At 71.0% G+C, this 17,332-nt stretch carries 12 protein-coding genes; 9 read left to right on the plus strand and 3 right to left on the minus strand.

Annotation, left to right across the window (positions count from 1 at the left end; genetic code table 11):
* Positions 1-40: 40 nt before the first annotated feature.
* From cofD to ABZ027_RS26355, 3 genes are all read left to right on the plus strand, one after another.
* Positions 41-1,000 (plus strand): 2-phospho-L-lactate transferase, encoded by a 960-nt coding sequence (gene cofD / locus ABZ027_RS26345; RefSeq protein ID WP_356772473.1) that lies wholly within the window; start codon positions 41-43, stop codon positions 998-1,000.
* Positions 997-2,307: a coenzyme F420-0:L-glutamate ligase gene (locus ABZ027_RS26350; protein WP_356772475.1), complete on the plus strand. Its 1,311-nt coding sequence runs from the start codon at positions 997-999 to the stop codon at positions 2,305-2,307. Before cofD ends, ABZ027_RS26350 begins: the two co-directional genes overlap by 4 nt.
* A gap of 255 nt (positions 2,308-2,562) precedes the next feature.
* Complete coding sequence (locus tag ABZ027_RS26355; protein ID WP_356772476.1) at positions 2,563-3,567, plus strand: DNA-3-methyladenine glycosylase 2 family protein; 1,005 nt, start codon at positions 2,563-2,565, stop codon at positions 3,565-3,567.
* Positions 3,568-3,623: 56 nt separating this feature from the next.
* Here the strand turns inward: ABZ027_RS26355 and ABZ027_RS26360 are convergent, their stop codons facing one another.
* A complete protein-coding gene (locus ABZ027_RS26360) occupies positions 3,624-4,706 on the minus strand; it encodes an NDP-sugar synthase (RefSeq protein ID WP_356772478.1) in 1,083 nt (360 codons plus the stop codon).
* Positions 4,707-4,894: 188 nt separating this feature from the next.
* Complete coding sequence (locus ABZ027_RS26365) at positions 4,895-6,481, minus strand: peptidoglycan recognition protein (RefSeq protein WP_356772636.1); 1,587 nt, start codon at positions 6,479-6,481, stop codon at positions 4,895-4,897.
* Between the two features lie 121 nt (positions 6,482-6,602).
* Between ABZ027_RS26365 and ABZ027_RS26370 the strand changes: the two genes are divergently transcribed.
* From ABZ027_RS26370 to ABZ027_RS26390, 5 genes are all read left to right on the plus strand, one after another.
* Positions 6,603-7,358: a TIGR03089 family protein gene (locus ABZ027_RS26370; protein ID WP_356772480.1), complete on the plus strand. Its 756-nt coding sequence runs from the start codon at positions 6,603-6,605 to the stop codon at positions 7,356-7,358.
* Positions 7,359-7,566: 208 nt separating this feature from the next.
* Positions 7,567-8,871, plus strand: a complete 1,305-nt coding sequence (locus ABZ027_RS26375) for an LCP family protein (RefSeq protein WP_356772482.1) — start codon at positions 7,567-7,569, stop codon at positions 8,869-8,871.
* Positions 8,872-9,103: 232 nt separating this feature from the next.
* The gene (locus ABZ027_RS26380) at positions 9,104-10,834 is read left to right on the plus strand and encodes an LCP family protein (protein ID WP_356772484.1); all 1,731 of its coding nucleotides are present in this window, start codon (positions 9,104-9,106) and stop codon (positions 10,832-10,834) included.
* A 77-nt stretch (positions 10,835-10,911) separates the two neighbouring features.
* Positions 10,912-12,627, plus strand: coding sequence for an LCP family protein (locus ABZ027_RS26385; protein WP_356772486.1), 1,716 nt, complete (start codon positions 10,912-10,914; stop codon positions 12,625-12,627).
* Between the two features lie 121 nt (positions 12,628-12,748).
* Positions 12,749-14,470 carry an LCP family protein gene (locus ABZ027_RS26390; RefSeq protein WP_356772488.1) on the plus strand — a complete coding sequence of 574 codons (1,722 nt, stop codon included), beginning with the start codon at positions 12,749-12,751 and terminating at the stop codon, positions 14,468-14,470.
* A gap of 135 nt (positions 14,471-14,605) precedes the next feature.
* Here ABZ027_RS26390 and ABZ027_RS26395 read toward each other — a convergent pair whose 3' ends face one another.
* Positions 14,606-15,658 (minus strand): glycosyltransferase family 2 protein, encoded by a 1,053-nt coding sequence (locus ABZ027_RS26395; protein ID WP_356772490.1) that lies wholly within the window; start codon positions 15,656-15,658, stop codon positions 14,606-14,608.
* 128 nt (positions 15,659-15,786) lie between these two features.
* On the opposite strand from ABZ027_RS26395, the gene ABZ027_RS26400 reads away from it, so the two are divergent.
* Positions 15,787-17,271: an LCP family protein gene (locus ABZ027_RS26400; RefSeq protein WP_356772492.1), complete on the plus strand. Its 1,485-nt coding sequence runs from the start codon at positions 15,787-15,789 to the stop codon at positions 17,269-17,271.
* The last annotated feature ends 61 nt before the right edge of the window (positions 17,272-17,332 follow it).

Genomic DNA, 17,332 nt, shown 5'->3' on the forward strand with positions numbered 1-17,332 from the left:
CGCCTGACGCGGTGTCGTACCCGCCTGCAAGACTTGGCCCATGCGCATTGTGGTTCTGGCAGGCGGCATCGGTGGTGCCCGGTTCCTGCGTGGTCTCAAGCAGGCCGCGCCGGACGCGGACGTCACGGTCATCGGCAACACCGGGGACGACATTCACCTCTTCGGGCTGAAGGTCTGCCCCGACCTCGACACGGTGATGTACACACTCGGCGGCGGCATCAACGAGGAGCAGGGCTGGGGACGGGACGACGAGACGTTCCACCTCAAGCAGGAGCTCGCGGCGTACGGCGCCGGACCCGAGTGGTTCGGGCTCGGCGACCGGGACTTCGCCACGCACATAGTGCGGACGCAGATGATCAGCGCGGGCTATCCGCTGAGCGCGGTGACCGAGGCGCTGTGCGACCGGTGGCAGCCGGGCGTACGGCTGATCCCCATGACGGACGACCGGGTCGAGACCCATGTCGCCGTCGAGGTCGACGGGGAGCGCAAGGCGGTCCACTTCCAGGAGTACTGGGTGCGGTTGCGGGCCGGTGTGCCGGCCGAGGCGATCGTGCCGGTCGGGGCGGACCAGTCCAAGCCGGCGCCGGGCGTCCTGGAAGCCATCGCGGAGGCGGACGTCGTCATCTTCCCGCCCTCCAACCCGGTGGTCTCCATCGGCACGATCCTCGCCGTGCCCGGCATCCGCGAGGCGATCGCCGACGCCGGGGTGCCGGTGGTGGGCCTCTCCCCCATCGTCGGGGACGCGCCGGTGCGCGGGATGGCCGACAAGGTGCTCGCGGCCATCGGCGTGGAGTCGACGGCCTCCGCGGTCGCCGAGCACTACGGTTCGGGCCTGCTGGACGGCTGGCTGGTGGACACCGTGGACGCGGGCGTGGTGGAGCGGGTGGAGGCCGCCGGGATCCGGTGCCGGGCCGTGCCGCTGATGATGACCGACGTGGACGCGACCGCGCGGATGGCCCGGGAGGCGCTGACGCTGGCCGAGGAGGTACGGGCGGTATGAACGGCGTACCTGTCGACGGTTACCGGGTCTGGGCGGTGCCCGGGCTCCCCGAGGTGCAGCGGGGCGACGACCTCGCCAAACTGATCGCCGCCGCCGAGCCCGCGCTGGCCGACGGGGACGTCGTCCTCGTCACCTCGAAGATCGTGTCGAAGGCGGAGGGGCGGGTGGTCCGGGCATCCGACCGGGAAGCCGCGATCGACGCCGAGACCGTACGGGTGGTGGCGCGGCGCGGTGCGCTCAGGATCGTCGAGAACCGGCAGGGGCTGGTGATGGCCGCGGCCGGCGTCGACGCCTCCAACACCCCTTCGGGGACGGTCCTGTTGCTGCCCGAGGACCCGGACGCCTCCGCGCGGGCGATCCGGGACGGCCTGCGGGACGCCCTCGGTGTCGATATCGGGGTCCTCGTCACCGACACCTTCGGGCGGCCCTGGCGCGCGGGGCTCACCGACGTGGCGATCGGCGCGGCCGGGGTGCGGGTGCTCGACGATCTGCGCGGCGGCACGGACGCGCACGGCAATCCGCTGAGCGCGACGGTCGTCGCCACGGCGGACGAGCTGGCCGCCGCCGGCGACCTGGTGAAGGGCAAGGCCGCCGGGCTGCCCGTCGCCGTGGTGCGCGGACTGCCGCACGTGGTGGCCGGGGAGCACGGTGAGGGCGCGCGGACCATGGTGCGCGGCGCGCGCGACGACATGTTCCGGCTGGGCACCTCGGAAGCGGTACGGGCCGCGGTGACCCAGCGGCGTACAGTACGGGCCTTCACGGACGAGCCGGTCGATCCGGGGGCCGTTCGACGGGCCGTGGCCGCGGCCGTGACGGCGCCGGCGCCGCACCACACGACGCCCTGGCGGTTCGTGCTGGTGGAGTCCGAGGCCGCGCGGACCGGGTTGCTGGACGCCATGCGCGAGGCCTGGATCGCCGATCTGCGGCGGGACGGGAAGAGCGAGGAGTCCATCGCCAAGCGGGTGCGGCGGGGGGAGGTGCTGCGGGGCGCGCCGTATCTCGTGGTGCCGTGCCTCGTCATGGACGGCTCGCACACGTACGGCGATCCGCGCCGGGACACGGCGGAGCGGGAGATGTTCGTGGTCGCCACGGGGGCCGGCGTGCAGAACTTCCTCGTCGCGCTGGCCGGGGAGCGGCTGGGGTCGGCGTGGGTGTCGTCCACGATGTTCTGCCGTGAGGTGGTGCGGGAGGTGCTGGGGCTGCCGGGGGACTGGGATCCGATGGGGGCGGTGGCGGTGGGGCATCCGGGGGAGGAGCCTCGGGCTCGGGGGGAGCGGGATGTTGGGGGCTTTATCGCTGTGCGGTGACGCTCCGCTGGGGGGGGCGGGACTGGTGCGGGTTTGTGGGGGGTGTTTGCGCAGTTCCCCGCGCCCCTAGAGGGGTGGGTGGATGGCTGCGGGTTGGTGGAGGCTGATCGCGCAGTTCCCCGCGCCCCTAGAGGGGTGGGTGGATGGCTGCGGGTTGGTGGGGGCTGATCGCGCAGTTCCCCGCGCCCCTAGAGGGGTGGGCGTGGGGGCCGTTTAGTCTCGTAGGGCATTGCGTCTACCTTCGGGAATTTATTCGTGGCAGGACGGTTCGCTCCGCGGCCCACGCGCGTGACTGTGCGCGGTGGGGAGGTCGTCGTGCCCGCCGCGCGTGGGGCAGGGGCGGTGGTCGCGGGGCGGGTGCGGAGGTGGGTGCCTGGCTGGCCGGTCGATCTCGGGTTGGTGCTCGGGCCGCTTCGGCGGGGGCCGGGTGATCCGACGTTCCGGGCGATGCCGGACGGGTCCGTGTGGCGGGCCAGCCTGACCCCGGTCGGGCCGGGCACGCTGCGGGTCTCCGCGGTGGGCGGTGAGGTGCGCGGGGAGGCGTGGGGGCCGGGAGCGGAGTGGCTGCTGGACCGGTTGCCGGGGATGCTCGGGGCCGATGACGACCCGGCCGCGTTCACGCCTCGGCACCGGGTGGTGGCGGGCGCCTGGCATCGGCGGCCGGGGCTTCGGCTGACGCGGACCGGGCTGGTGCTGGAGTCGTTGATTCCGTCGGTCCTGGAGCAGAAGGTCACGGCCGACGAGGCGTACCGGGCGTGGCGGTTGCTGGTGCGCGAGTTCGGGGAGCCCGCACCGGGGCCCGCCGCGGGTGGGCGGCTGTGGGTGATGCCGGCGCCCCGGACGTGGGCGTTGATTCCGTCGTGGGAGTGGCATCGGGCCGGTGTCGACAACAAGCGGGCGTCGACGATCCTGCGGGCTGTCCGGGTGGCGGGGCGGATGGAGGAGGCCGTCCGGATGGAGGCGGAGGCCGCGCAGGCCCGGTTGGAGGTGCTGCCGGGGATCGGGCCGTGGACGTCGGCGGAAGTGGTGCAGCGCAGTCACGGCGCGGCGGACGCGGTGACCGTGGGGGATCTGCATCTGCCGGGGATCGTGGGGTGGGCGTTGGCCGGGGACCGGGACGCGGACGACTCGGTGATGTTGGAGTTGCTGGAGCCGTATGCGGGGCAGCGGCATCGGGCGGCCCGGTTGATCCTGCTGAGCGGGAGGGTTCCGGCTCGGCGGGCGCCGCGGATGCCGCGGGGGGACATCGGACGGTTGTGAGCCCTCCGACGCCGGACAGGCAGGCAGTGCCCGGCCCGGCGTCGCCGTTCCCGCTGCTACTGGTCCGAGGAGAACCGCACCGACCCCGCCGGGATACGCGCGTCACACCACACCCGCATGCCGTCGCGGAGTTCGTTGTCCGCGCCGATGACCGCGCCGTCGCCGATGACCGTGCCGGTGAGGACGGAACGTTCCCCCACGCGGGCGCGGGTGCCGATGAGGGAGTCGGTGATGACGGCGCCGGGTTCGATGACGGCGCCCGGGAGGATCGTCGACCCGAAGACCCTCGCGCCCTCAGCCACGAACGCACCCTCGCCCACCACCGTGCCGCCGGTCAGCTTGGCGTCGGGAGCCACGGTCGCCGTGGGAAGGACCAGGCGGTCGGCGCCGCGGCCGGGGACCGCGGGGGACGGGGCCCGGCCCAGGACCAGGTCGGCGGAGCCGCGGACGAAGGCCGCCGGGGTGCCGAGGTCCAGCCAGTACGTGGAGTCGACCATGCCCTGCAGGTGGGCCCCGGCCGCCAACAGGTCCGGGAACGTCTCCCGTTCCACCGAGACCGGGCGGCCCGCCGGGATCGTGTCGATGACCGAGCGGCGGAAGACGTACGCCCCCGCGTTGATCTGGTCGGTGACGATCTCCTCGGGGGTCTGGGGCTTTTCCAGGAACGCCAGGACCTTGCCCGTGTCGTCCGTGGGGACCAGGCCGTACGCACGCGGGTCGGCGACCTTGGTGAGGTGCAACGACACGTCCGCGCCGGTGGTCTCGTGGGTACGCACCAGCGCCCCGATGTCCAGGCCCGTCAGGATGTCGCCGTTGAAGATCAGGACCGGGTCGTCGGGGCCCGAGTGGAGGCGGGAGGCCACGTTGCGGATGGCGCCGCCCGTGCCGAGGGGCTCCTCCTCCGTGACGTACTCGATGTGCAGACCCAGCGATGAGCCGTCGCCGAAGTACGGCTCGAAGACCTCGGCCAGGTACGAGGTGGCGAGCACGATGTGGTCGACGCCCGCCGCTCTCGCTCTCGCCAACTGGTGTGTGAGGAAGGGGACCCCGGCCGCACGGACCATGGGCTTCGGCGTGTGCACCGTGAGGGGGCGCAGCCGGGTTCCCTTGCCGCCGACCAGGAGGATCGCTTCTGTCACCTGTCGTCTCCGCTTCCTGCCGGGACCGGCCGAACTGTCTTTCGGCCGGACAGTGTATGCAGACCGTGTGCACTGCCTTCGACGGCCGGGCGGCAATCAGCCTTTTGTCCCCCGTCGGCGGCGAATGTGTCCTCCAGCCAGTCGAACAGACTCCGCACAACCCCGGGAGGTTCCCTGCCCCATAGGGCCTAGCGTCCCTGGTAGCGGGCCGCGGCCGTGCGGGCGGTGCCGAGCTTGCCGTAGAGCTTTCGGCCGGGGCACTCGGTGGCGAAGCCGTCCCGGTGACCGGAGATCACATTCAGTCGCACATTTTTTCCCTTTCGGTAGAGATTGCCACCACCGGACTTCAGATATGTCTTTCCGCGCGGATTGCCCCCGTGGAGGCCGAGTTTCCACGCGGTGAGCCGAGCGATGGCCGTCACGGTGGCGGCGGACGGCTTGGTGGAGGTGTAGGTGCCGAGGACGGCGATCCCCATGCTGTTGGTGTTGAAACCGAGCGTGTGTGCGCCCATGACCGGCTTCGCCACGCCCCCGGCGCGTCCCTCGTAGATGTTTCCGCACTTGTCGACGAGGAAGTTGTAGCCGATGTCGCGCCAGCCCATGCTGACGACGTGGTAGCGGTAGATACCACGGATGACCGAGGGGGCCTGCGCACACTTGTACCCGTTGCCGGTCGCCGTGTGGTGGACGAAGGCCGCCTTGACCGTGTTCGTGTAGCCGAACCACTGTTCCCGCAGCTTCTCGTTCGCGCCCCAGCCGTGCCGCGTGACGATGCGCGGGCGCGGTCCGATGTACGGCTTCGCCCGCGACGACCGCGCCGACTCGCCGGTCCGCAGGGCGGACAACTCCCGTTCGGTCGCCTTCCGGTCGAGTGCGGGGATCGCGGTGGCGCCGAGGGGGACCGACAGTTCGGCGTTGGCGGCGGAGGCCTGCACGGCGGTGAGGGCGTTGTCCGGTGCGGCGGCCGGTACGGTGCCGCGGCCGGTGATGCGGCCGGTGATGCGGCCGGCCAGGGGCTCCGGGGCGGCGACTGTGGCGGCGCGGGTGTCGGTGCCGTCCGCGGTCGCGCGGAGCGTGGTGCCGCGGGCCTGCGTGCCGTCAGCGGTCGCGTGGGCGGTGGCCGGGGCCGTGTCCTCGCCGGGGTCCACCAGTTCGAGGCGCAGGCCCGCGGGGAGGGGGGAGGTCCCCGTCGCCGCACGGGGGCCGCCGGTGGTCTCGTCGGTGTGGGGTGCCGGTGTCGCGGCGTCCGCCCGGACACGTACTTCCACACCGTCGGAGTTGCCCACCCACAGCGGGGCCGTGGCGCCGCGCACCCGCCCCGAGGCGCCTTCGGCGGTGTCCGGGTCGGCCGCGTGTTCGGCGTTGTGGGTCTCGACGTCCTGCCAGTCGGACCAGGCGCCCGTGCCGACGGCGCGGGTACGGACCTGAACCCGGCCGTGGAGTTCAGTGGTGGGGTCGTCCCAGACCACGCCGACGAGCGAGAAGTGCCGCACGTCCCTGCGAGGCAGGCCTTGTTCGTCGGTGCGGCCCAGGGCGCGGTCGCGGGCCAGGGGTGCGAGCGGCAGTGACTGGGTGCCGCCGGACCCCTCCGCCGTCGACCGACTCCCGGTCGCCGTGGCCGCGTTGTCCGTCAGCGCCGCGGTGGCCGCCGCACTCGCCGGGGCCGGGGTGTTCACCGCGGCCGCGGGCGGGGTCAGCGGAAGAGCCAGGGCGGCCGCACAGGTGACACCGATCGAGGAAGCAAGGAATCCACGCATGTTCCCGATCTTGGACATAGTCATGCATTTCTGTCCATCGCGGAATTGACGGGCCATCGGGCCGCGTTGCGCCGAACCGGTGGCGCGGCACAGGCCCGGGAACTCGATGCGCTCGACGGGCCCGCGTACGCTTCGGTGGGTGAACGCCACCGACCGCACCCCTGCCGACCTGCTGCGTTCCGCGCTCGCCGCGGACCCCGGACGCCCGCTGGTCACCTTCTACGACGACGCCACCGGCGAACGGGTCGAATTGTCCGTGGCCACCTTCGCCAATTGGGTGGCCAAGACCGCCAACCTGCTCCAGGGCGATCTCGCCGCCGCTCCCGGCGACCGGGTCTGCCTGTTGCTGCCCGCGCACTGGCAGACCGCCGTGTGGCTGCTGGCCTGTTCGTCGGTGGGGGTGATCGCGGACGTCGGCGGGGATCCGGGGGCGGCCGACGTGGTGGTGAGCGGGCCGGACTCGCTGGAGGCCGCGCGGGCGTGTTCCGGGGAGCGGGTCGCTCTCGCCCTACGACCGCTCGGCGGGCGTTTCCCGCAGACCCCGGCGGGGTTCGCGGACTACGCCGTCGAAGTTCCGGGTCAGGGTGACCGGTTCGCTCCGTTCGCGCCGGTGGACCCCGAGGAGCCGGCGCTGATCACGGCCGGACGGGAGTTCAGCGGGGCGGAGGTCGTCGAGCGGGCGCGGGCGGAGGCGACGGCGCTGGGGCTGACGGGGCCCGGGTCCCGGCTGCTGTCGGGGCTGCCGTACGACACCTGGGAGGGGCTGAACGCCGGGTTGTACGCGCCGCTGGCCACCGGTGGGTCCGTGGTGTTGTGCCGGAATCTGGATCAACTGGGTGAGGACGCGCTGGCCAAGCGGATCGAGAGCGAGCGCGTCACCGCGACCGCCCGGTAGACGCAACCGCCGCCCCCTCGGAGCGCAGCCTCCACACCCCCGCCACGCAGCCCCCGCGCACCCCGTCCAGCAGTCTCCGCTCCCTCGTCACGCAGCCTCCGCGTCACCCGTTCGGCTCAACTCCACCCGCCCTCGGCGCCCCGCCCGCGCCATCGTCGTAGGAGCAGCCCGCACGACGCGCTCGTACGCGATGAGGGGTGGATCCCACGTGACCGACACCGCAGGCGCTCCCCCCGGACGGAACGGCGCCGACGTCGGCCTCGGTCCGGGAGTGGGGGCCTCGGCCAGCGGGAGGGGGCTGTCCCGGCGGCGCAGGCGGCGGTGGTTGCGGGGGGTGGGGCTGGCTCTCGTGGTCGTGGTGCTCGCGGCGGGCGGGGCGGGGTGGGCCCTCTACGCGAAGCTCGACGGCAACATCACGCCGGACGACGAGGCCGCGGCCGAACTCGCGCGGTACGAACGCGAGCGGCCCACCTCGCTGGTGCGGGGCGCGCAGAACATCCTGGTGATCGGGTCGGACTCGCGGTCGGGAAACGGCAACCGGCGCTACGGGCGGGACTCCGGGACCGAGCGGTCCGACACGACGATCCTGCTCCATCTGTCCGCCGGGCGGCGCAGCGCCACCGCCATGTCGCTCCCCCGGGACCTGATGGTGGACGTGCCGGGGTGCAGGCGGCCCGACGGCAGCCGCACCGAGCCCATGTTCGCGATGTTCAACTACGCCTTCCAGGTGGGCGGTTCGGCCTGCACGGTCCGCACCGTCGAGCGGCTCACGAACATCCGCGTCGACCACTACGTGGTCCTCGACTTCCACGGGTTCAAGGACATGGTGGACGCGGTCGACGGCGTCGAGGTGTGCCTGGCCGCGCCGATCCACGACAAGGCGGCCAAACTGCGGCTCCCGGCGGGGCGGGTGAGGCTCAATGGCGAGCAGGCCCTCGGCTATGTGCGGGCACGCAAGTCGCTGGGCGACGGCAGCGACACCGACCGGATGGAACGCCAGCAGCGTTTCCTCGGCGCCCTGGTCAACAAGGTCCGCAGCAACGACGTCCTGCTGAATCCGGTGCGGCTCTACCCCGTGCTGGACGCGGCCACGTCGTCCCTCACGACGGACCCGGGACTGGCGAGCTTGCGTGGTTTGTACGAACTCGTGCGGGGGGTGCGCGACATCCCCACCGAACGTGTGCAATTCCTTACGGTGCCCCGGGAGTCGTATGTCTACAACGCCAATCGCGACCAACTCGTGGAGCCCGAGGCCGAGAAGCTGTTCGAGCGACTGCGTGCGGACAAACCGGTCGTGGTGGCCGCGGCAGCCCCACGGAATTCAGTGACAAAAAGCCGCAATTCGGCTGCCGGGTCCAAGGGTGACCACAACGAGTACGACACCGGCGCCCGCGACGCGGTGGCATCCAAGGGTGCAAAGGCGGGCGAAAAGCGCTCGGGCCAACCCGTCGGCGACGCCTCACCCGCGCCCACGTTCCGCGGGAACACGGCCGCTGAGGACCCCTGCAAGTAAAGATTCACCCTGGTGACGAACCTTCGCCCGAGAAAATGAGCGAATTGCCCGGTTGTAGGGAAGTGGAATGTGTCACCGACGTCGCTCGACGCCTTATCGGGCCGTTAGTGTGAGCGATCCGGTGCGTTCCGGCCACGAGGTCCGTCCTTTGGTCCCGCATCGAGTGACCGAGACCCGGGCGCCTTTTGGAGGGGGAAGGTGCCGCGTGCCCCGACGGAGGAATCTGACAACCGTGGACGCGCCAGGCCGTGGGCGGGCGGATGACATCGATCCCGCAGACCAGTGGGTGCTCAATCCGAACACCGGCGAATACGAACTGCGACTGACCCCTTCCGTACCGCAATCGGCGGCGGTCCCCAGACCGCGCGCCGCCGCCCCCGTCGAGGGGGGCATGACACGCGGGCGTACCGCGTCGCCCGCGGCTCCCGGCCGTGACGTCCCGCCGCCGCGCAGACGCCGTGGGGCCCCGGTCGAGGAACCGCTGCCAGGACGGCGTGGACGTCGGCCGGTCAAGAAGACGTCGAAGGCCAAGAAGGCCCTGCTGTGGACCGGCGGCACGATGGCGTTCGTGCTGGTGGCCGGGGCGGGCGGCGCCTACCTCTACATCGAGCACCTCAACGGGAACATAACCTCGGTCTCCGACGACGGCGCGAGCACCGGCGGCTTCCAGAAGGACAAGGCGATCAACATCCTGTTGATCGGCACGGACAAGCGCACGGGCTCGGGCAACGAGGGCTACGGCGACGCCGGCAGCGTCGGCCACGCGGACACCACGATCCTGCTGCACGTCTCCAAGGACCGTTCGAACGCGACCGCGCTCAGCATCCCGCGTGACCTCATCGTCGACGTGCCCGACTGCCCCACCACGCAGGAGGACGGCACCCAGAAGATCATCCCCGGCACGCCCGGGGTCCGCTTCAACACCAGCCTCGGCCAGGACGACCGGACGCCCAGTTGCACCGCGCGTACCGTCACCGAGCTGACCGGGGTCAAGCCGGACAACTTCATGGTCGCCGACTTCAACGCGGTGAAGACGCTGACCACGGCGGTCGGCGGCGTCGACGTGTGTCTCGCCAAGGACCTCAAGGACCCGGACTCGCACCTGGACCTGAAGAAGGGGACGCAGCACATCTCGGGTGAGACGGCGCTCGCGTTCGTGCGCACCCGGCACGCCGTCGGATTCGGCGGTGACCTCAGCAGGATCGGGCTGCAACAGCAGTTCCTCAGCGCACTGATGCGGAAGCTGAAGTCCAACGACACCCTGACCAGCCCGTCGAAGATGATCAAGCTGGCCGAGGCGGGCACCAAGGCGCTGACCGTCGACTCCCAGCTGGACAGCATCAACAAGCTGAAGGACCTCGGCCTGGAGCTGGGCAAGCTCAACGTGAAGAACCTGACGTTCACCACCGTGCCGGTGATCGACAACCCGGCGGAGAAGGTCAAGGCGACCGTCGTCGTCAACCCGTCGACGGGTCAGCAGGTCTTTGACATGATCAAGAACGATGTGTCGTTCACCGAGGTCAAGAACCAGAAGAAGAAGGAGGCGGCCGCCGTGGCCGCCCGTCTGAAGGGTGCCAAGTCGGCCGCGTCGGAGGTGCGGGTGCGCATCTTCAACGGCGGCGCGGAGGCGGGCAGCGCGCAGGCGGAGCTCGAGTACCTGCAGAACGACGAGGGCGTGGTGAAGTCCGAGAACGCCGGCAACGCGCCCGCGGAGCTGGCCAAGACCACCCTCGAGTACGCTCCCGACCAGGCCGACCAGGCGCGTCGGCTCGCGGACATCATGGGGTTGTCCGGGTCGGCGCTGAAGCCGGGCAAGAGCTTCACCAACTCCCAGGGCCTGCCGACGATGACTCTGACGCTGGGCAAGGACTTCGAGGATGCCGGTGTCTCGCTCACCGCTCCGACGAAGGCGCCGGAGGGGGTTCAGAAGTCCACGGCTGACAAGGTCGAGTGCGCCAAGTGACCTGACGGGCCTGTCGTACGTCTATAGGGACGTACGACAGGCCCGTTCGATGGTGCGAGGGTGGGGAGACAGGGGAGATGACGCGCAGCAGCGTGCATGGGGAGGGAACCCGACCGGACGTCCGGCAGGACGCCGCGGGCCGGGAGGGCGGGCGCCGTGGGGACGGCGGGACCCGTCGACGCAACCAGCGTTCCGGCGGTGAGGCAGGAGGCGGGGACGGCTCCGGCAGACGCGCCACGGGGGGCGGACACGGCGGGCGGCGCGGCCGGCAGCGGCCGGCGCGAAAGCACCGGGTGCTGCGCTGGTCGGCGACGACCCTCGCGGTGCTGATACTCGGCACCGCCGGCGCCGGGTACCTCTACTACGAGCACCTCAACGGCAACATTCAGAAGGGCAAGCGCAGCGGCGGCGACTCCACGGCCCGCAAGGCGGAGCCCAACGCGGCAGGCCAGACGCCGATGAACATCCTGCTGATCGGCTCGGACAGCCGTAACTCCGACGCGAACCTGAAGCTCGGCGGACACCGGGAGAGCGTGGGCGCTCCGCCGCTGGCCGACGTGCAGATGCTCATCCACCTGTCCGCGGACCGCAAGAGCGCGGCGGTGGTCAGCATTCCGCGTGACACCCGGGTCGACATCCCCAAGTGCGAGGACCCGGACACCGGCGAGAAGTTCCCGGCGACCAACAAGATCATCAACGAGTCGCTGGCCCGCGGTGGAGCCGGCTGCACGCTGACCACCTGGGAGAACCTCACAGGGGTCTACATCGACCACTGGATGACGATCGACTTCGCCGGCGTGGTCAGCATGGCCGACGCCATCGGCGGCGTCGAGGTGTGCGTCGACCAGAACGTGTGGGACCGCCCGCTGCCCGGCGTACCCGGCGGCTCCGGGCTGAAGCTGAAGGCCGGGAAGACCAAGGTCCAGGGCAAGCAGGCGCTGCAGTGGCTGCGTACCCGGCACGCCTGGGGCAGTGACCCGCTGCGGGCGCGGGCCCAGCACATGTACATGAACTCGATGATCCGCACGCTGAAGGGCCAGAACGCCTTCACCGACACCGGCCGTCTGATGAACCTGGCCGAGGCGGCCACCAAATCCCTGACGGTCTCCGAGGAGATCGGCACGGTGAAGAAGCTGTACGACCTCGGGATGCAGCTCAAGACGGTTCCCACGGACCGCATCACCATGACGACGATGCCGACCGTGCAGGACCCCAAGGACGCCAACCACCTCCTGCCCGCGGGCGCCGACGCCGACAAGATGTGGGCGATGCTCCGGGACGACGTGCCCTTCGACGACAAGGGTGCCAAGACGGACGGGAAGTCGGGCGCGAAGCAGACCGCGAGCGCCGAGAAGGCCTCCGCGGACCCCGCCGCGGCCAAGGACCAGATCGGTGTCCTGGTGACCAACGCCACCCGCACCGCCACGCTCGGTCCGGTGTCCGGCCGCGCGGGCACGATCGCCCAGGAGCTCGTCGGGAAGGGCTTCACGAAGGCGGCCCGGGACTCCTCGGTGGCGCTCTCCGAGGACCGGACGGTGGTGCGCTACCCGAGCGCCGAACTGGAGGGCGACGCCCAGGCGGTCGCGAAATCCCTCGGGATTCCTGTGAGTTCGGTGAAGAAGTCGACCGACGTGTCCGGGGTCACGGTCGTCGTCGGCGCCGACTGGCGTACCGGCACGGCGTATCCGAAGCAGTCGGCTCCCAAGGCCGGTGACCTGCCCGGAAGCTCGGATGCCATCAACGGTTCGGACAGCGGTCAGTGCATGCCCGTCTATCAGCCCTACCGCTGGTAGTCCAACTCCCCCGCCACTCAATCCCCAGAAAATTCACTCGCCGCCGAAGTGTGCGGATAGTGTGAGCGGTCCAGTGATCCCCGGCCACGAGATCTGGCCCAGACGGAGGATTCCGACAACGGTGGACACGCAAGGCCGTGGGCGGGCGGAGAACGTCGACCCCGCAGACCAGTGGGTGTTAAACCCGCAGACCGGCGAATACGAACTGCGACTGGACGATTCCACACAGCAGTTGGCAGCCGCGCCGCAGTCGGCTGTTCCCCGGCCCCGGGGGGCGGGTGCCGCCCGTACCCGTACGACGCCGCCCTCGCCCCCCGGGCGCACGGTACCGACCCCGCGCAGAGGTGCGGGTGCGCCCGAGGACCTGCTGCCGGGACGGCGCGGTCGCCGGCCGGTCAAGAAGGCGTCGAAGGCCAAGAAGGCCCTGTTGTGGACCGGCGGCACCATGGCGTTCGTCATGGTCGCCGCCGCGGGCGCCGGCTACCTCTACCTCCGGCACCTTGAGGGCAACGTCCAGACCACCGACGTCGGTGACGCGGGCGCCGGCGACTTCAAGAAGGACGAGGCCTTCAACATCCTCGTCATCGGCACCGACAAGCGCACCGGCGAGGGCAACGAGGGCTACGGCGACAAGGGCAGCGTGGGCCACGCCGACACGACGATCCTGCTGCACGTCTCCAAGGACCGCTCGAACGCGACCGCGCTCAGCATCCCGCGTGACCTCATCGTCGACATCCCCGACTGCCCCACCACGCAGGAGGACGGCACCAAGACGACCGTGCCCGGGCTGCGGGGCGTCCGGTTCAACAGGAGCCTCGGCGAGGGGGGCCGGGACCCCGGCTGCACCATGCGCACGGTGACGGAGAACACCGGCATCCGGGTGGACCACTTCATGATGGCCGACTTCAACGCGGTCAAGACGCTGACCTCGGCGGTGGACGGCGTCAAGGTGTGCGTGACGAAGGCGGTCGACGACAAGGAGTCGAAGCTCGTCCTGCCGAAGGGCGAGTCCACCGTCGAGGGCGAGCAGGCCCTCGCCTTCCTGCGCACCCGCCACAGCTTCGGCAACCAGGGCGACCTGGACCGGATCAAGGTGCAGCAGCAGTTCCTCGGCTCGCTGATGCGCAAGATGGCCTCCGGTGACACCCTCACCAGCCCGAGGAAGCTGCTGAAGCTGGCCGAGGCCGCCACCGAGGCGCTGACCGTGGACAGCGCGATCGGTGACGTCGGCACGCTCAAGGACATGGCCCTGGAGCTGAAGAAGGTACCGACGAAGAACATCTCCTTCGCCACGATCCCGGTGCGGGACAACCCCGCCGAGAAGGTCAGGGCGACGGTCATCATCGACGAGGCCGCGGCGCCCCAGGTCTTCCAGATGATCAAGGAAGACGTGTCGTTCACCGAGGTCAAGGCCCAGAAGAAGAAGGAGAAGGCGGCGGTCGCCGCGCGGCTCAAGGGCACCAAGGCGGACGCCTCCCAGGTGCGGGTGCGCATCCTCAACGGCGGTGCGGCGGCCGGCAGCGCGCAGAAGGAACTCGATTACCTGCAGAACAGCGAGGGCGTCGGCAGGTCGGAGAACGCGGGCAACTCGCAGACCACGCAGGCGAAGACGACCTTGGAGTACGGCCCCGACCAGGCCGACCAGGCACGTCGGCTCGCCGACATCATGGGCCTGTCCGGGTCCGCGATGAAGCCGGGCAAGAGTGTGCTCAACGCGCAGGGGCTGCCCACGATGACCCTGATCCTCGGCGAGGACTTCAAGGGCGCGGGCATCAAGCTCGACGCGGCACCGGCCAAGCCCTCGAACGTGTCCACGGCGGACAAGGTGCAGTGCGCCGGCTGAGCGGGTGAGCCGGTCCGTGGGCCGGCCGCTCAGCCGGTCGAGCGGGTGAGCGGGCCCGGCGGGCCGTGACCCGCACGCCCGCCCCGGTAGGCGTCAGCGCCCCTCCGGTATGCGTCAGCGCTCCCCGGCCGTCCGTCAGCCGGAGGTGGCCTCCGCGCGGACCGCCGGGCGGCGCGACGCGATGACCCGCTTCGCCAGCGACTTCGGGCTGGTCAGAAAGCCCCAGCCCCACGACATGTGCATGGTGGCGAGCGCCACGGGGATCTGCAGCCGGGCCTTCAACGGCAGCCCCTTGCCCGCCGGCACGGACCCGAGGGCGATCGCCGCGAGGTAGCCGCCGGGGATCACGAAGCCCCACGGGGTCAGCGCGGCGCCGACCACGATCCCCGCCGCGATCGCGCACACCGCGGTCGGCGGGGCGAGGTAACGCAGGTTGATGGAGCCCTGGTGGTAGCGGGCGACGACGTGCCGCCAACGGCCGTAGTCCTTGTACTGCTTGGCCAGCGCCCGCACCGACGGCCTGGGCCGGTACGACACCTTCAGCTCCGGCGAGAACCAGATCAGTCCGCCCGCCTCCCGGATCCGGAAGTTGAGCTCCCAGTCCTGGGCGCGGATGAACTCCTCGTTGTAGCCGCCCTGTTGCTCCAGCGCCTCACGCCGGAACACCCCGAGGTACACGGTCTCCGCCTCGCAGGCCGCGCCCCCGGTGTGGAAGACGGCGTTGCCGACCCCGATCTTCGAGGTCATGGCGGCGGCGACCGCGTGCTCCCAGTCGTTCTCACCCTCGGCGTGCATGATGCCGCCGACGTTCTGCGCGCCGGTCTCCTCCAGGAGCCGTACGGCGGTGGTGATGTAGTCCGGCGAGAGCATGCCGTGCCCGTCGACGCGGACCACGATCGGATGGCGGGAGGCCTTGATCGCGGCGTTCAGCGCGGCGGGCGTGCGGCCGGTCGGGTTCGGGACGGTGACCACACGTTTGTTCGTGTGGGACGCGGTTTCCGCGACGAGCTCGGCCGCGATCTCGTCCGTGCGGTCCGTGGACGGACCGAGGGCGATCACGACTTCCATCTCGCCGGCGTACTCCTGCGTGAGGATCGCTTGGACGGCTCCGCGCAGATGCCGTTCCTCGTCGAGGACGGGCATGATCACAGACACGGCGGGGAGCTGCACGTCGGGCTTGGCGTTCATAGGGGGCTCACGTTACCGCGAATGGGGGACACCAGTACGACCCTCCCGGGGCGGCGCCCGTGGTCGCAGATCGTATGGACCTACGGTGCTCACGATCCCACGTTCGGCCCCAGCGGAGGTGTCCCGCCATGCCCACGCCGCCCCGCCGCTCCCCCGCCCGGGCGCAGCGCAGCCCCCAGCCGCGCCGCCGCACGCAGCGGTCCGCCGTACGGCAGCGGTCCGCCGTACGGTGGAAAAGGCCGCGTTGGGCCATGCGGGCGGTGACCACGCTGTCGGTGGTCGTCCTCGCGTCCGCCGGGATCGGTCACACGGTGGTCACCAGCATCGACGCGGACATCGCCCGGGTCGACCCCTTCAAGGACATGAAGAACCGGCCGCGGGCCGGTCACGGCATGAACGTGCTGCTGGTCGGCACGGACGGACGGGACAAGATCACGGAGGCCGAGCGGCGCAGGTACCGGCTCGGCGGCGCCCCCTGCCACTGCACCGACACGATCATGATCGTGCACATCTCGGACGACCGTGAGCGGGCCAGCGTGGTGAGCCTGCCCCGCGACTCGTACGCCGTGGCGCCCGCGCACACCGACCGGATCAGCGGGCAGCGGCACGGCGGTCATCCCATCAAGATCAACGCGGCCTACGCGGAGGGCGGCCCGAACCTGACCGTGCGCACGGTCGAGGCCATGACCCATGTGAAGATCGACCACTACCTGGAGATCGACTTCACCAGCTTCATGAAGACGGTGGACGTCCTCGGCGGCGTGAAGATCTGCACCGTCGACCACCTGCGGGACACCTACACCGGCCTCGACCTGCCGCCCGGCGCACACACCCTGCGCGGTGGCCAGGCCCTCCAGTACGTCCGCGCCCGGCACGTCGACGCCTCCTCCGACCTGGGCCGGATGCAGCGCCAACAGCGTTTCATGGCCGCCCTGATCGAGCGGGCGACCTCCTCCGGGATCCTTCTCAACCCGATGAAGTTCAGGGACGTCACCCTGGCCGTCCTGGGCTCCGTACGCGCCGACAAGGGCTTCGGCACGGGCGAACTGCTGGATCTGGGCCGGGCGATGCGGAACTTCTCCCCGTCGTCCTCGGAGTTCACGACGGTCCCGATCGGGCAGATGGCGTACCTCGCGAAGGGTGTCGGTTCCACCCTGAAATGGGATGAGCGGAAGGCCGAGCGGCTCTTCCGGTCTTTGCGCGAGGACCAGCCCCTGTCCGCGCACCGCCTGAAGCGTGAGGCGGTGCGGGTGGCGGTGGCCCCGCAGCAGATCCGCGTCCAGGTGGAGAACGGGACGCACACGGTCGGCCTCGGCACCCGGGTGGACACGGCACTGGCGGCGACCGGATTCCGTACGACGCACCGGCCCGTGGACGCGGCCGACCGTTCCGTGAAGCGGACCGTCGTCGCCTACGACCCCCGCTGGGACCGCTCGGCGAAGTCACTGGCGGCCGCCCTTCCCGGCAGTGAGCTGCGGGCGGTGAACGGGCTGGGAGCGACGCTGAAGGTGATCGCGGGCACGGACTTCAGGCAGGTGCGCGAGGTGCGCGCCGAGGACCCGTATCAGGGCGAGTTCGGGGTGCTGCGGGGGGACGACGCGGTGTGCTCGTAGGTCCGGCGCGGGGCTCCTGGCGCGGATCACGTCCGTTTGGTTCCGTCCACCCCATGGCGGA

This window comes from Streptomyces sp. NPDC006332 (genome assembly GCF_040612855.1).
Taxonomy (GTDB): domain Bacteria; phylum Actinomycetota; class Actinomycetes; order Streptomycetales; family Streptomycetaceae; genus Streptomyces.

Excerpts from the sequence above, each read along its gene's own strand:
- ABZ027_RS26400 (WP_356772492.1), top strand. The coding sequence starts at position 15,787 with ATGCCCACGCCGCCCCGCCGCTCCCCCGCCCGGGCGCAGCGCAGCCCC.
- ABZ027_RS26395 (WP_356772490.1), bottom strand. The coding sequence starts at position 15,658 with ATGAACGCCAAGCCCGACGTGCAGCTCCCCGCCGTGTCTGTGATCATG.
- cofD (WP_356772473.1), top strand. The coding sequence starts at position 41 with ATGCGCATTGTGGTTCTGGCAGGCGGCATCGGTGGTGCCCGGTTCCTG.
- ABZ027_RS26385 (WP_356772486.1), top strand. The coding sequence starts at position 10,912 with ATGACGCGCAGCAGCGTGCATGGGGAGGGAACCCGACCGGACGTCCGG.
- ABZ027_RS26365 (WP_356772636.1), bottom strand. The coding sequence starts at position 6,481 with ATGTCCAAGATCGGGAACATGCGTGGATTCCTTGCTTCCTCGATCGGT.
- ABZ027_RS26350 (WP_356772475.1), top strand. The coding sequence starts at position 997 with ATGAACGGCGTACCTGTCGACGGTTACCGGGTCTGGGCGGTGCCCGGG.